Source organism: Nocardia sp. NPDC051833 (assembly GCF_040681225.1).
Lineage (GTDB): Bacteria > Actinomycetota > Actinomycetes > Mycobacteriales > Mycobacteriaceae > Nocardia.
This window is the reverse complement of sequence record NZ_JBFAYK010000001.1, coordinates 1,541,229-1,554,675: the sequence shown is the minus strand read 5'-3', so window position 1 is coordinate 1,554,675 and position 13,447 is coordinate 1,541,229. Positions and strand designations below refer to the sequence as shown.

General features: G+C 69.1%; 14 protein-coding genes. 7 read left to right on the top strand and 7 right to left on the bottom strand.

Annotated features, from left to right (window positions below; all coding sequences use genetic code 11):
- The first annotated feature begins 22 nt into the window (after nt 1-22).
- Together AB0L91_RS06925 and glyA are read left to right on the top strand one after the other, a co-directional pair.
- On the top strand, nt 23-1,225 hold the full coding sequence (locus AB0L91_RS06925; RefSeq protein ID WP_365007822.1) for a DUF885 domain-containing protein: 1,203 nt from the start codon (nt 23-25) through the stop codon (nt 1,223-1,225).
- 169 nt (nt 1,226-1,394) lie between these two features.
- Nucleotides 1,395-2,690, top strand: a complete 1,296-nt coding sequence (glyA, locus tag AB0L91_RS06920; RefSeq protein WP_365007820.1) for a serine hydroxymethyltransferase — start codon at nt 1,395-1,397, stop codon at nt 2,688-2,690.
- 64 nt (nt 2,691-2,754) lie between these two features.
- On the opposite strand, the gene AB0L91_RS06915 is transcribed toward glyA, so the two are convergent.
- The 6 genes from AB0L91_RS06915 to AB0L91_RS06890 all read right to left on the bottom strand — a co-directional run bounded on the left by AB0L91_RS06915 (nt 2,755) and on the right by AB0L91_RS06890 (nt 8,430).
- The gene (locus tag AB0L91_RS06915) at nt 2,755-3,747 is read right to left on the bottom strand and encodes an RDD family protein (protein WP_365007818.1); all 993 of its coding nucleotides are present in this window, start codon (nt 3,745-3,747) and stop codon (nt 2,755-2,757) included.
- Between the two features lie 77 nt (nt 3,748-3,824).
- A complete protein-coding gene (locus AB0L91_RS06910) occupies nt 3,825-4,469 on the bottom strand; it encodes a hypothetical protein (protein WP_357343032.1) in 645 nt (214 codons plus the stop codon).
- Nucleotides 4,466-5,707: a hypothetical protein gene (locus tag AB0L91_RS06905; protein WP_357343034.1), complete on the bottom strand. Its 1,242-nt coding sequence runs from the start codon at nt 5,705-5,707 to the stop codon at nt 4,466-4,468. The genes AB0L91_RS06910 and AB0L91_RS06905 overlap by 4 nt, the downstream gene beginning before the upstream one ends.
- Complete coding sequence (locus AB0L91_RS06900; RefSeq protein WP_355276530.1) at nt 5,704-6,039, bottom strand: hypothetical protein; 336 nt, start codon at nt 6,037-6,039, stop codon at nt 5,704-5,706. Before AB0L91_RS06900 ends, AB0L91_RS06905 begins: the two co-directional genes overlap by 4 nt.
- 171 nt (nt 6,040-6,210) lie before the next feature.
- The gene (locus tag AB0L91_RS06895) at nt 6,211-7,194 is read right to left on the bottom strand and encodes an LLM class F420-dependent oxidoreductase (protein WP_365007813.1); all 984 of its coding nucleotides are present in this window, start codon (nt 7,192-7,194) and stop codon (nt 6,211-6,213) included.
- A 45-nt stretch (nt 7,195-7,239) separates the two neighbouring features.
- Entirely contained in the window at nt 7,240-8,430 is a 1,191-nt protein-coding gene (locus tag AB0L91_RS06890) for an FAD-dependent monooxygenase (RefSeq protein WP_365007811.1), read from the bottom strand.
- A gap of 114 nt (nt 8,431-8,544) precedes the next feature.
- On the opposite strand from AB0L91_RS06890, the gene AB0L91_RS06885 reads away from it, so the two are divergent.
- Together AB0L91_RS06885 and AB0L91_RS06880 are read left to right on the top strand one after the other, a co-directional pair.
- Entirely contained in the window at nt 8,545-9,270 is a 726-nt protein-coding gene (locus AB0L91_RS06885; RefSeq protein ID WP_357343040.1) for a TetR/AcrR family transcriptional regulator, read from the top strand.
- A gap of 45 nt (nt 9,271-9,315) precedes the next feature.
- Nucleotides 9,316-9,735, top strand: a complete 420-nt coding sequence (locus tag AB0L91_RS06880; RefSeq protein ID WP_357343042.1) for a limonene-1,2-epoxide hydrolase family protein — start codon at nt 9,316-9,318, stop codon at nt 9,733-9,735.
- A gap of 12 nt (nt 9,736-9,747) precedes the next feature.
- On the opposite strand, the gene AB0L91_RS06875 is transcribed toward AB0L91_RS06880, so the two are convergent.
- Complete coding sequence (locus tag AB0L91_RS06875) at nt 9,748-10,020, bottom strand: hypothetical protein (RefSeq protein ID WP_355276521.1); 273 nt, start codon at nt 10,018-10,020, stop codon at nt 9,748-9,750.
- A gap of 306 nt (nt 10,021-10,326) precedes the next feature.
- Between AB0L91_RS06875 and AB0L91_RS06870 the strand changes: the two genes are divergently transcribed.
- The 3 genes from AB0L91_RS06870 to AB0L91_RS06860 all read left to right on the top strand — a co-directional run bounded on the left by AB0L91_RS06870 (nt 10,327) and on the right by AB0L91_RS06860 (nt 13,443).
- On the top strand, nt 10,327-11,700 hold the full coding sequence (locus AB0L91_RS06870; RefSeq protein WP_355276519.1) for a PhoH family protein: 1,374 nt from the start codon (nt 10,327-10,329) through the stop codon (nt 11,698-11,700).
- Between the two features lie 185 nt (nt 11,701-11,885).
- On the top strand, nt 11,886-12,509 hold the full coding sequence (locus AB0L91_RS06865; protein ID WP_365007807.1) for an esterase: 624 nt from the start codon (nt 11,886-11,888) through the stop codon (nt 12,507-12,509).
- Between the two features lie 79 nt (nt 12,510-12,588).
- The gene (locus tag AB0L91_RS06860) at nt 12,589-13,443 is read left to right on the top strand and encodes an acyl-ACP desaturase (protein WP_357343046.1); all 855 of its coding nucleotides are present in this window, start codon (nt 12,589-12,591) and stop codon (nt 13,441-13,443) included.
- Nucleotides 13,444-13,447 lie beyond the last annotated feature (4 nt).

Here is a 13,447-nt window from a genome sequence, read left to right as displayed (position 1 = left end):
TTACCCCGTAAGGTCGGGCGGCATGGGGTCACATCCACTCGTCACTGAATACCTGCGGCTCGGACTGGCTTTCGACCGGCTCGAAGAAGGCTTCGTCGACGCCTACACCGGCGACCCGCAGCTGCGTCGCGACAGCGAGAACGCGCCGGTCCCCGACCCGGCGGAGCTGGTGCACCGGGCCGTCGACCTGCGCGCGGGCCTGGCCGACGCCGGGCTTTCGGCGCGACGCACCGAATTCCTCGACGCCCACCTGGTGGCGATGGAATGCTCGGCGCGCAAGTTCGCCGGGGAGGACATCGGGTTCGTCGACGAGGTCCGCGCCTACTTCGACGTCGACATCGCGCCCGGCGACCCCGACGACTACCGCGAGGCGCACCGCCGGATGGACGAGGTGCTGGGCGGGGACGGCCCGCTGGCCGAGCGCGCCGCCGCCTACCGGCGCGGTGACGAGATCCCGCCGGAAAAACTCGCGACCTGCGTCGAGGCCTTCTCCAGCGCGCTGCGCGAGCGGGTCCGCGAGCGCTACCCCCTGCCCGACCACGAGACCGTCACCTACGAGGTGGTCGGCGACAAGCCGTGGTCCGGATTCAACTACTACCTGGGCAATTTCCACTCCAAGGTCGCGATCAACTCCGACCTCAAGCAGCACATGGCGCACCTGCCCGCGCTCATCGCGCACGAGGCCTACCCGGGTCACCACACCGAGCACTGCCGCAAGGAGGCCGGGCTGGTCGCCGCGGGCGAGGACGAGCAGACGCTGTTCCTGGTCAACACCCCGCAGTGCCTGATGGCCGAGGGACTGGCCGACCTGGCGCTGCAGTCGATCATCGGGCCGGGCTGGGGGCTGTGGGCGCAGGAGGTCTACGCCGATCTCGGGCTGCGCTTCGACGGTGAGCGGGCCGAGCGCTTCTCGACCGCGTCGGCGAAGCTGCTGAGCGTGCGTCAGGACGCGGCGCTGCTGCTACACGACCAGCATCGCGGCGAAGACGAGGTCGCGGCCTTCCTGCAGCGGTGGAGCCTGGCCACGCCGGAGCGGGCGCGGCAGTCGCTGCGGTTCCTGTCCTCGCCGCTGTGGCGGGCCTACATCAGCACCTACGTCGAGGGCTACCGCCTGCTCGGCGGCTGGCTGGACAACGCCGTCGACGCGCAGGACCGGGTCGAGCGATTCGGCCGTCTGCTCGACGAGCCGCTCACGCCGGGCGCGATCCGGCGGATGCCGGTCTGACTGTGTCCTCGGTCACCGCCGACGGCGCCCTAGCGGCCGCCGGTGCCGTTCGGCGGTGGCCGACGACCGGGCCGCAGGGCTGTGAGCTGCGTCTCCCGGGTGGCGGCCGCGTCGGTGTTGCGCTATCCCCGTGCTCGGGCGTCCACGCGCGGCCCATAGACTGAGGGTCGTGACGCAGACGACCGCTTCGGTGAATACCCAGTCTCTCGGTGAGCTCGATCCCGAGTTGGCCGCCGCGATGGCGGGCGAGCTCGCCCGCGAGCGCGACACCCTCGAGATGATCGCCTCGGAGAACTTCGTGCCGCGCGCGGTCCTGCAGGCGCAGGGCTCCGTGCTCACCAACAAGTACGCCGAGGGCTACCCGGGCCGCCGCTACTACGGTGGCTGCGAGGCCGTCGACGTGGTGGAGACCCTGGCGCGCGACCGCGCCAAGGAACTCTTCGGTGCCGAGTTCGCCAACGTGCAGCCCCACTCCGGCGCCCAAGCCAACGCCGCGGTGCTGATGGCGCTGATGAACCCGGGCGAGACCCTGCTGGGCCTGGACCTGGCGCACGGCGGTCACCTCACCCACGGCATGCGCCTGAACTTCTCCGGCAAGCTCTACGACGTCCACTCCTACGGTGTGTCGAAGGAAGACCACCGCATCGACATGGACGAAGTCCGCGATATCGCGATCAAGGCCAAGCCGAAGGTGATCGTCGCGGGCTGGTCGGCCTACCCGCGGCATCAGGACTTCGCGCGCTTCCGTGAGATCGCTGATGAGGTCGGCGCCTACCTGTGGGTCGACATGGCGCACTTCGCCGGCCTGGTCGCCGCCGGTCTGCATCCTTCGCCGGTGCCGTATGCCGACGTGGTGTCCTCCACCGTGCACAAGACCCTCGGCGGCCCCCGCTCCGGTCTGATCCTGGCCAAGCAGGAATTCGCCAAGAAGCTGAACTCGGCGGTGTTCCCGGGTCAGCAGGGTGGCCCGCTGATGCACGTCATCGCCGCCAAGGCCGCCGCGTTCAAGATCGCCGCGACCGAGGAGTTCAAGGACCGTCAGGTGCGCACCCTGTCGGGCTCCCGCATCCTGGCCGAGCGCCTGACCGGCGCCGACGTCAAGGACAAGGGCGTCTCGGTGCTGACCGGTGGCACCGATGTGCACCTGGTCCTGGTCGATCTGCGCAACTCCGAGCTCGACGGCCAGCAGGCCGAGGACCTCCTGCACGAGGTCGGTATCACGGTCAACCGCAACGCGGTCCCGTTCGACCCGCGCCCGCCGATGGTCACCTCCGGCCTGCGCATCGGCACCGCCGCCCTGGCCACCCGTGGCTTCGGCGACGCCGAGTTCACCGAGGTCGCCGACATCATCGCCGCCGCCCTGGCGGGCACCTCCGACACCGAGTCGCTGCGCGCCCGCGTCGCCAAGCTGGCCCAGAGCGTCCCGCTCTACCAGGGCCTCGAGGACTGGCGCCTGCTCGGCTGAGCCGATACCTCACCGAAGGCCCTCGCCCGCTGAATCATCCAGCAGGCGAGGGTCTTTCGTCGTCTCAGGCAGACTGCCTGATCACCTGGCGCGCATCGGTGCGCCGCACCGCCGGGAGCAGGTAGCGCTCGGGGCGTTCCGGGACGGAGCTGTCCCCGAGGGCCAACAGCGGCATGATCACCCCGATCAGCCAGGCCGCGAGCAGCCGACGCGCACGGGGATAGCGGCCCGTGTCGCGGTCGATGACGACCAGCCCGAACACGGCTTTGCCGAGCGTCGTCCTCGTCACGGATTGGAGGACGACCCGGTCGACGAACGACGCGAGCAGAAAGTATCCGACCATCGTCCACCACTTGATCTGGGGACTGTTCCAATCCTGGTGCGTCACGGCAAGCCGCGTCGCCTCGTCGGTGAAGAACACGACACCGAACCCGATCGCCAGATGCAGGACGACATCGAGCGGGTAGGCCAGCGTTCGACGGAGTTTTCGTGGTGAGGGGAACGCGGCATCGTCCAATCCGCCGTGCTTGCCGGGAGGTTCGGGGGTTGTCGCCGGAGCAGCGCTGTCCGGCCGCGGAGCCGGAGCGGACGGCTGGTTCTTGACGAACAGCGAGGTGCCGAAGCGCGGCGGCGTGTAGAAGAGCGAACGGTAAGCCAGCTGTGTGCCGGCTCCGCCCGGTTTCGCGATGAGGCCTGCCTTGTTCGGCACCCCGGCGAACCACACCAGCCGGTCGTCGCCGCTGAACGTGCGCGAGGTCCACTTCCGCAGCACCAGAGTGCCTGCGATGGTTCCCCGGTCATCTATCAGATGGACCCATTCCTGAATTCCGGTTCGAAGCGTCTCGACATGCCACACCTGCCACCGATGCCGCGCCGACAACCATCGCCGAATCGCGGTCCGGGTCATGACGATTCCCGTCACGGTGAGCGGCAAGACCGCGAAGAAACACAGCAGAGCCATCCGGTCGGCGTCCTCCGCCGTCCGGCCCGTCTTCGTCTGCGACACATCGACGAAGTGGAGGAACGCCACCGCGCACCCCACGCCGAGCCCGAGCACGGCCAGCGCGCGCAGGGTGGTCCACAGGAGCGTCCAGCAGGTCCGTGGTGTGCTCCACGCGCGGGTGTCCGTTCCGTTCACAGCGCGAGCGTGAATTGTGGATGGACGACGGTCTCGAAGGTGATCGAGCCGGCCAGCAGCACCATCATCGCCCCGAAGTCGGACCCGTGCGCCACATCGGCGGTCGACAGCACGGCGACGGCGATCCGGGCGCCGTCGTCGGAGACGACGATCGCCTCGATCTGATGGACGGCGCGGCCCGGCGGCTCCGGTGCCGAATCATCCACGACCGCATAGGTTGTCGTCGATTCGACGAACAGGACGGTGCGCCCACCGAGTTCGACCGTTTCGATGTGCGCGCCGCGGCCGTCGGTCGCCTTCTCCTCGGCCAGTTCGGCGATGGTCACCCGGGGGTTCTGGGTGCGTCCGCGATCGAGCAGCGAGAGGGTCAGCCACGAGGTCACGGGCGTGCCGTCGGCGGACGCGTGCTGACCGATCGCGCAGTAGCAGGCGTTGTTGGCGCGCAGGGCGGTCAGCAGATCGGCGATGGCCGCGGCCACTTCGGGAAAGTCACCGGCGACCTCGGCAGGCAGGAACTCGACGATGCTCTCGGCCGACTCGACCGCTTCGTGAATCGTGTCCAGCGGCAATTCGTGATAGCCACGCGGCAGGACGACCGACAGCGAGGTCGTCGACCCGTCAGGCGAGGTGTGCGCGGTCAATCTCCAACTCCCTGGGACAGATCGATCGACTTGTACGAGGCACCGGTCATCCGCTGCAGCACCGCCAGCGCGGTGGCCGGGCTCTCCTGCATGAAGTGCTTGCCCTCGGCCCCGGTGAGCTGCAACAGCGAGTGCACACCCGTGGTCGCGCCGGAGGAGGTGAGCTTGTCGGAGATCCCGAACACGTTCTTGTCGGTGAAGACGCGGGCGACCAGACCCGGATCGTTCGCCGCCTCACCCCAGGTCTGGGCCATCATCCCGAACCGGCCGAGATCGTCGGCGCCGCCGCCCATGAGGCCCACCTTGCCCGCCTTGAACACCCCGGAGGCACCGGGGACCACGCTCAGCAGGTCACCGCCGAGAGTCCCGGCGGCACCGAGCTTCTCGGTCCAGCTGCCGTTGACCAGATCGTCGCGCCATTCGGCATCGGTGGTGGTCAGGGCCAGCGCGCCCGCGCCGGCGGCCAGCGAGATGCCCAAGGCGATCGCGCTGATCGGCGGCGGGGTGACCAGGGCCAGGATGCCCGCGATCGCGGAGGTCGTGGACAGCACCTCGTGGATCGCGTCGCGGTTCTCATCGATCCAATCGGTGAAACTCTCCCACCAGCTCTTGTCCGGTTCGCTTGGCGCGAAGTTCGCCGCGGCCTCCAGCTCGCTCGCCGTCGTGGCGGCCTTGGCGTTGTGCGCGATCTCGAGGTCTTTCGCGCGGGCGATGATCGCGTCGATCGCGCCCTGGCAGTTGTCGACCGCGGTCGACGCCGAGGTCACCTTGGCGTTGGCGGCGTTGAGCCGGGACTGGGCGTCGGCCAGTTCGGACGCGTCGGAGAACGTCTTGCCCGCCAGGCCGAGGTCGGGATCCGCCTTGGCCTGCTGGAGCGCGGTGACCGCCTGGGCGTGGTTGGCCCTGGCGGTGGCGGCCTCGGTCTCCAGCCCCTTCGCGGTGTCCTGGAAGGCCACGAGATCGGTGTGCCACGCGGCGATCGCGGTGTTGGCCTGCTGCAGTGAGGTTTGGGCGAGACCGAGGTCCTGGGCGAGCGTGGCGTCGAAACTGGCGCGGAAGGCATCGCCCGCCTCGCCCTTCCACACCTCGTCGTTGCTGTTGCGAATGCTGGTGAGCAGCGTGTTGGTCTCGGTGACGGCGTCGGCCGCCGTCTTGAGCTTCGTACCGAGGGTGGCGACCTCGCCTGCGTCGCCCGGGGTGGGGTTGAAACCGAGATTCGGGTAGGGGTTGTCGGTCACTGCGTGGTCCCCGGAGCGACCGCCTGTGGATCGGTCTGCGCGCCCGCCTGGGCGAGCGCCTGCGCGACCGCCGCATCGAGTTGCTGATAGGCGGTGTGGCACTGCGCGATTCCGTCGGCGGTGACGGTCGTGGACTCACAGATCCGTTCGATGCCGTACTTCCACTTGCTCTGGAAGTTGTCGGCGGCGTCGTTCAGCTTGGCGGTGCCGATGTCGGAATTCCCGTCCTTGGACAGCGCGTTCATGGCGTCGGTGAGCACCTGCTCCGTTCCGCGCAGCAACTGGACGGTTTTGCCAAGGACATCGATGTCGACCTGGAGAATTCCAGTCATCTACCCTCCCCGATTCTCTCGTTCTGTTAGTTGGACGCACGAACTGTCGATTCGGTTCCCCCGGATTCGGAGTGCGACAAACGCGTGTTCCGGTCTGCCAACATAGCCGCCCCGCGGCGCCGCTGTCGGCACCGCGGGGCGGGCTCGTGCTTCGGAACGAGAAAGGAGTGGTCAGCTGACCAAGGGCTTGAGCGCCCGTCCCGCCGCCTCGATGACACCCGGCTCGTGACCGTTGGTGATCATGTTGACGATGACGCCGTCGATCCCGTGGTCGAGAACGCGGGTCTGGATCTGCTCGGCGACCTCGTCGGGAGTGCCGACGAACTGGCGGTCGGCGGGGGAGTTGCGGATTTCCTCGGGGGACAGGGCGGACAGGTCGATGCCCGCGCGGGCGAGCATGTCGGACTGGAGTTTGCGGGCGCGGTCGCCGTCTTCGTCGGCGATGACGAAGGCCAGGAAGCTGGTCTCCAGGGTGGCCGGGTCGCGGTCGGCCTCGGCGCAGCGCTGGTGCAGGGCCGCGACCTTCTGCGGCAGCAGCGAGGCGTTGCTGATGATGTTGAGGTGATCGGCGAAGCGGGCCGCCAGCGCGAAGGTCTTCTTCTCGCCGCCGCCGCCGAGCATGATCGGCAGGTCGTCGCGCACGCGCGGCTCGTTCATGGCGTTCTCGGTGTGGTACCAGGCGCCGTCGAAGGTGGGCCGCTGTCCGTGCAGCATCGGGGCGATGATCCGCAGCGCCTCCTCCAGCCGCTGGAAGCGCTCGGTGAAGGTGCCGAACTCGAAGCCGTACTGCTGGTGCTCGAGCTCGAACCAGCCCGCGCCGATGCCGAGCACGGCCCGCCCGCCGCTGACCACGTCGAGGGTGGTGACGGTCTTGGCGAGCAGCGCCGGATTGCGGTAGGTGTTGCCGGTGACCAAGGCGGACAACTGGATTCGCTCGGTCGCGGTGGCCAGCCCGCCGAGCGCGGTGTAGGCCTCGAGCATCGGCTCGTCCGGCGCGCCGATACCGGGTAGCTGGTAGAAGTGGTCCATCACGAAGGCGGCGTCGAAACCGGCCGCTTCCGCCGCTCTGGCCTGCGCGATCACCGTGGGGAACAGCTCGCGCACCGAGGACGTGTTGCTGAAGTTGGGCATCTGGTAACCGAGACGAATGCTCATACCGGCGACGATATGACCTGGAGTGCACTCCAAGTCAAGGCCTCGTCAGGCCTCGCTGTAGGCGACGCGCGCCGGGTAGTCGATCAGGTCGATGTCGTTGGCGGCCTTGTCGCCGTACTTCAGCATCATCGAGAAGCCGCGTGAGCCGAGGAACCGGTTGCGGACCTTGATCCCGAGCGCGGTCTTCGGCGCGAGGAACGGTCCGGCGTTGCTGTTGCCCGCGATCTTGGCGTAGCGCTTCATGATCCGGTCGTAGGCGGCGAACGCGGTGACGTGGTCACCGTCGGCGAGGGCCAGTTCGCCCGCGAGCACGTACGCGCCGACCACGGCCAGACCGGTGCCGAACCCACCGAGGGTGTTGCCGTAGGCGGAGTCGCCGACCAGGGCGACGCGTCCGCGCGTGTAGGCACCCTGCATCCGCACCTGGCTGATCGAGTCGAGGTAGATGTCGTCGAAGCCCGCCAGGTCGGCGAGCATGCGCGGAACGTGCCAGCCGATACCCGCGTAGGTCTGCTCGATGATGCGCCGCTGGGCGGCGGTGTCCTCGCGGGCGTAGTCGAGCGGCCCGGACGCGAACATGTACAGCTGCTGGGCCTTGGAACCGCCGTCGATCGCGAGCTTGCCGGGGGAGTTGTGGGCGTAACCGCGCGCTCGCTCGCGCGGACGGCTGGTGTCGCTCCACGGGCTCGCGCCCGCGACGCAGTAGTAGTGCCCGAGGTGCCGCACGAACTCGTCTTCCGGGCCGAAGGCCAGTTTCCGCACCCGCGAGTGGATTCCGTCGGCGCCGAGGACGAGATCGAAGGTGCGCGGGGCGCCGTGTTCGAACTCCACCCGCACGCCGGCGGCGGTCTCGGTGAGCGCGGTGATGGTGTCGCCGAAGACGTATTCGCAGTGCCGCTCGGTCCGCCGGTACATGATCTCGGCCAGGTCGCCGCGCAGGATCTCGAGGTCGCCGCCGGTGAAGTCGCCGGACAGGAAGGCCAGCTCGCGCTCGTTCTCGTCGACGAAGACGACATCGGTGGTGCCGGTGCGCCGAGCGCGGACCTCGTCGAGGATGCCCATCCGCTCGAGCACGGTCAGATGCGTGGCGCCCTTGAAGTCGACGGCCTGGCCGCCGGGGCGCGGCGCGGGGGCGCGCTCGACCACGGTGACGGCGCAGCCGTAGCGATGCAGCCAGTAGGCCAGGGCGGGTCCCGCGATGCTGGCGCCGGAGATGAGAACGGTCAGGTTGCGCATGGTCTGCTCCTCGGCTCGGATTCTGTGTCCGATGGAATCTGTATCCGGTGGACACGAATAAGAGTATGGTAGACACAGTTTTGCGTCAACCGGAATTCTCGAGAGGATGGATCGATGCCGCCGCCGACCACCGTCGAACTGCTGTGGGGTACCGCCCCGCGCCCCAAGCGCGGGCCCAAACCCGCGCTCACCCTGGACGGGATCGTCGCCGAGGCGATCGCGCTGGCCGACGCCGACGGTCTGTCCGCGCTGTCGATGCAGCGGCTGGCCGAACGGCTCGGCTTCACCAAGATGTCGCTGTACCGGTACGTGCCGGGGAAAGAGCAGCTCACCGCGCTGATGCTCGACGCGGCGATGGGCGACCCGCCCGCCACCGGCGGCGCGCCCGCGCACTGGCGCGCCGGCCTGCGCGCCTGGGTGGAGGCCATCTTCGAGCGCTACCGGGCCCATCCGTGGGTCATCGAGCTCACCCTCGGCATCCGGCCCATCGGCCCCAACGAGATGAGCTGGACCGAGGCCGCGCTCACCGCCCTCGACGGCACCGGCCTGACCGGCCCCGAACGGCTCGACACCATCGTGCTGCTCAACGGGCACGCGCGCAGCCTGGCCCAGCAGGTCGAATCGGTCGGCGGCGGTGATTCGGCGATCCAGTTCACCGAGCAGTTCACCGCGATGATGGACGCCGCCGGCGGCCGGTTCCCCGCGGTCAGCGCGGCCTTCGCCGAGGAATCCGCGGCGGCCGCCGCGCCGTCGGCCGCTCCCGGCGCCGCCTTCGACTACGGCATCGAACGCATCCTGGACGGGCTCGCGGTGCTGATCGCGCGACGCGCGGATCGGTAGCGCCGAGGTCTGGCCTGAGCCCGGCGAACGCCCTAGGCTCGCCTCATGACCGACCAACCGGAGCTGCCGGAGGACGCCGTCACCGTCGTGCGCGAGTTCTTCGCCGCGCTCGAACTCGGCTCCGTCGACGAGGCGCTCGACCTACTCGACCCGGCGATCGTCTGGAAGAACACCGGACTGCCGACCGTCCGCGGCAAGGATCGGGTCGCCACGCTGTTGCGCGGGCTGGACCGGCCGCAGCTGGGGTTCGGGGCGGACATGCACCACATCGCGGGCACCGGTGACATCGTGCTCACCGACCGCACCGATTATCTGCGCGCCGGACCGGTCCGGATCGGGTTCTGGGTGAGCGGCACCTTCGAACTGCGCGAGGGCCGGATCGTGCTGTGGGACGACCACTTCAGCATGGGCAATGTGCTGCGCGGCACGGTCGTCGGAGCGGCGCGGGCGGTGCTGCGCCGCTGAGCCCGGCCCGGACTACCGGTGCTTGCTCAGGTAGTCCAGGTAGGTGGGCCGCAGGACATCGGCCAGTTTGCCGTCGCCCGCGTGGATGTAGTCGTCGATCATCGGCAGCACGTACTTGATGTCGGCCTCGCTCTCGCCGAGCTCGCCCGCTTCGGCCTGGGCCGCCGGGATCGACTTGAGCAGGTTCCACAGGAACTTCACGTCGCCGCGCCGCACGGCCGTCTTCACCGCGCGATCGTGCAGTTCCTTCGACGACAGTTTCTCCAGATCCTGGTCTTCGGCCATGCCTCGACTCTAGCGCTCGGCGACTCACCTGGCGCGGATCCGCTGCGTCGGCGCCGGTTAACGACAAATTCACGGACACGTGCGGCTGTCCGGCAGCGCGGCCGGGAGATGGACGGTAGCGTCGGTGATGCGGGTCGCGTCGGTGTGACTCGTACGGGAGGTCCTGACCGTGACTGAGCAACTCAGTGCGAGAGGGCCGGCACCCGGCCCTCGTGGCGGTTGACCAGCGCGTCACCGCCTACCAGGACGGACCGGTCCAGCGAGATCGTTCGCGCGGGTGCCGTGCGAACACATAAGGAGCCCACCGTGACTGCTGCACGCTCCGTTTCCGCCCCCGCGATGCACACGGCCTCGGCCTCGAAGAAGGGGGTCCGCCCCTCGCGTTCCGGTCGCAAGACTTTCATCGTCGACACCTCGGTCCTGCTCTCGGATCCGTGGGCCGTCACCAGGTTCGGCGAACACAAGGTGGTTCTACCGCTGGTCGTGATCAGTGAACTGGAGGCCAAGCGACACCACCACGAACTCGGCTGGTTCGCCAGGGAAGCCCTGCGGATGCTCGACGACCTGCGGGTCAACCACGGCAGGCTCGACCAGGCGCTGCCGATCGGCACCGAGGGCGGCACACTGCAGGTGGAGCTCAACCACACCGATCCATCGGTGTTGCCCGCCGGATTCCGTTCGGAGACCAACGATTCCCGCATCCTGGCCTGCGCGCTGAACTTCTCGGCCGAGGGCGAGGACGTGGTGCTGGTGTCCAAGGACATCCCGCTGCGGGTCAAGGCGAGCGCGGTCGGTCTGTCCGCCGACGAGTACCACGCCCAGGACGTGGTCACCTCCGGCTGGAGCGGCATGGTCGAACTCGATGTCGCGGGCACCCAGATCGACCAGCTCTACGCCGATTCGGTGATCGACCTGGACGAGGCGCGGGAACTGCCCTGCCACACCGGGATCCGGCTGCTGGGCAGCAGCTCCAGCGCGCTGGGCCGGGTCACCGCCGACAAGCGGGTCCAGCTGGTCCGCGAGCGGGAGGCGTTCGGCCTGCACGGCCGCTCCGCCGAACAGCGGATCGCGCTCGATCTGCTGCTCGACGAGAGCATCGGCATCGTGTCGATGGGTGGCCGGGCCGGCACCGGTAAGTCGGCGCTCGCGCTGACCGCCGGGCTGGAGGCCGTGCTGGAGCGGCGGACCCAGCGCAAGGTGGTCGTGTTCCGGCCGCTGTACGCGGTGGGCGGCCAGGAACTGGGGTACCTGCCCGGTTCGGAGAGCGAGAAGATGGGCCCGTGGGCGCAGGCCGTCTTCGACACGCTCGACGGGCTGGCCAGCCGCGAGGTGATGGAGGAGGTGCTCAGCCGCGACATGCTCGAAGTGCTGCCGCTGACCCACATCCGCGGGCGCTCGCTGCACGATTCCTTCGTGATCGTCGACGAGGCGCAGTCGCTCGAGCGCAATGTGCTGCTGACGGTGCTGAGCCGGCTGGGCACCGGCTCGCGCGTGGTGCTCACCCACGATGTCGCCCAGCGCGACAATCTGCGGGTCGGCAGGCACGACGGCGTGGCCGCGGTGATCGAGAAGCTCAAGGGGCACCCGCTTTTCGCGCACATCACGCTCACCCGTTCCGAGCGCTCGCCGATCGCGGCGCTGGTGACCGAGATGCTCGAGGAGTACGGACCGAACGCCTGATCGCTCGGCAATCAGGCCGCGTCGCGGCCTGAATCCGTTTGATTACGGCGAACTGTGGGTATTATCCGCCACGACACCAATCCAGCAACGGCTCGGCGAACACTGTTCCGCCGGGCCGTTGCGGATGTCGGCCAGGCTCCATTCCGGGGGCGTGCCCCCGGGGGGCCACTCGCGAGAGGATGGATATGAACCACTTCGCTCGACGTACTGCCGCAGGCGGCGCCGCGGTCCTCGCCGCTGCCGGACTGTTGCTCGCCGCGGGTTGCAGCGACGAGGACAAGGACAAGGCCACCGACACCGTCGGCACCGTGACCTCGGTCATGGGCGGCGCCGGGTCGACCACCACCATGGACCACGGCGGGATGACGACCACTCCCGCCGAAGGCGCGGCGACCACGACCCCCGGCGAAGGCGGGATGACCACCACCGCGACCGCGGCGGGCGGCTCGACCACCATCTCCACCCCGAACGGCGACATCACCGTCTCCGGCGAGGTCTACAAGAAGTACGTCGCGGTCGGCGGCGCGAGCAGCCCGCTCGGCGCCCCCGAAGAGCCCCAGGAGAGCGGCCCCAACGGCGGCCAGTACCAGGACTTCACCGGCGGCACCATCTACTGGAGCAGCGACTCCGGCGCCCACATCGTCTGGGGTGACATCCGCGAGACCTGGGAGGAACAGGGCGGCGCCAACGGCCAGCTCGGCTACCCGACCAGCGACGAGACCAACACCGCCAACGGTGGCAAGCAGAGCGAGTTCACCGGCGGCACCATCGTCTGGGTCAACGGCGAGACCACGGTGACCACGAAGTAGCTCGTGCCCCCGGTCCGGCGTGGGGACCCGATCGCCCCGTAGGTCCCCGCGCCGACGGCCGAACCACTATGTTGTCGGGGTGCAGAAAACTTTGACCGACCGTGAGCTGCTGGATTCGCTCGCGGATGTGGTGGAAACCAACCTGGCGCGGCACACCGAGGTGGCCGAGGGCTGGCAGCCGCACGAGTTCGTGCCGTGGGCCGACGGGCGCAACTTCGCCTTCCTGGGCGGCACCGACTGGACCCCCGAGCAGTCCGAGCTGAGCGCGACCGCCGAGCTCGCGCTGACGGTGAGCGTCCTGGTCGCCGACAATCTGCCCTCCTACCACCGGGAGCTCGGCAAGCATCTGCGCACCGGTCCGTGGTGGCGCTGGGTCGGCCGGTGGACGGCCGAGGAGAACCGCCACGAGATCCTGATCCGCAACTACCTGATGGTGACGCGCGCGGTGGATCCGGTCGCGCTCGAGCGGGCCCGCATGGCGCACATGACCGAGGGCTTCAACCGTCCGCCGCTGCACCTGATCGACGTGCTGGCCACCTGCGCCTTCGAAGAGCTCGCCGCCGCGATCCGGCACCGCAACACCGCCGCGCTCGGCGAGAACCCGGTCGTCACCGCCATCGCCGAGAAGCTGGCCGCCGACGACGAACTGCAGGCCGACTTCTTCGCCGTCCTCGTCGCCGCCGCCCTCGACCTGGTCCCCGACCAGGCCGTGCGCGCCATCGCCGACCAGGTCGCCGCCTTCCGCGTCCCGCATGTCGACTTGCCCGGCGGCGGTTCCAGCGACGAAGCCCTGGCCGCGGCGGGCATCTACGACCCCGCCAAGGAAGGCGAGCTGGTGTTCAAGCCGCTGCTGCAGCGCTGGAACATCTTCACCCGCACCGACTTCAGCGAAGAAGGCGAGAAGGCCCGCGCCGAACTGGCGCACCTGGCCTGATCTT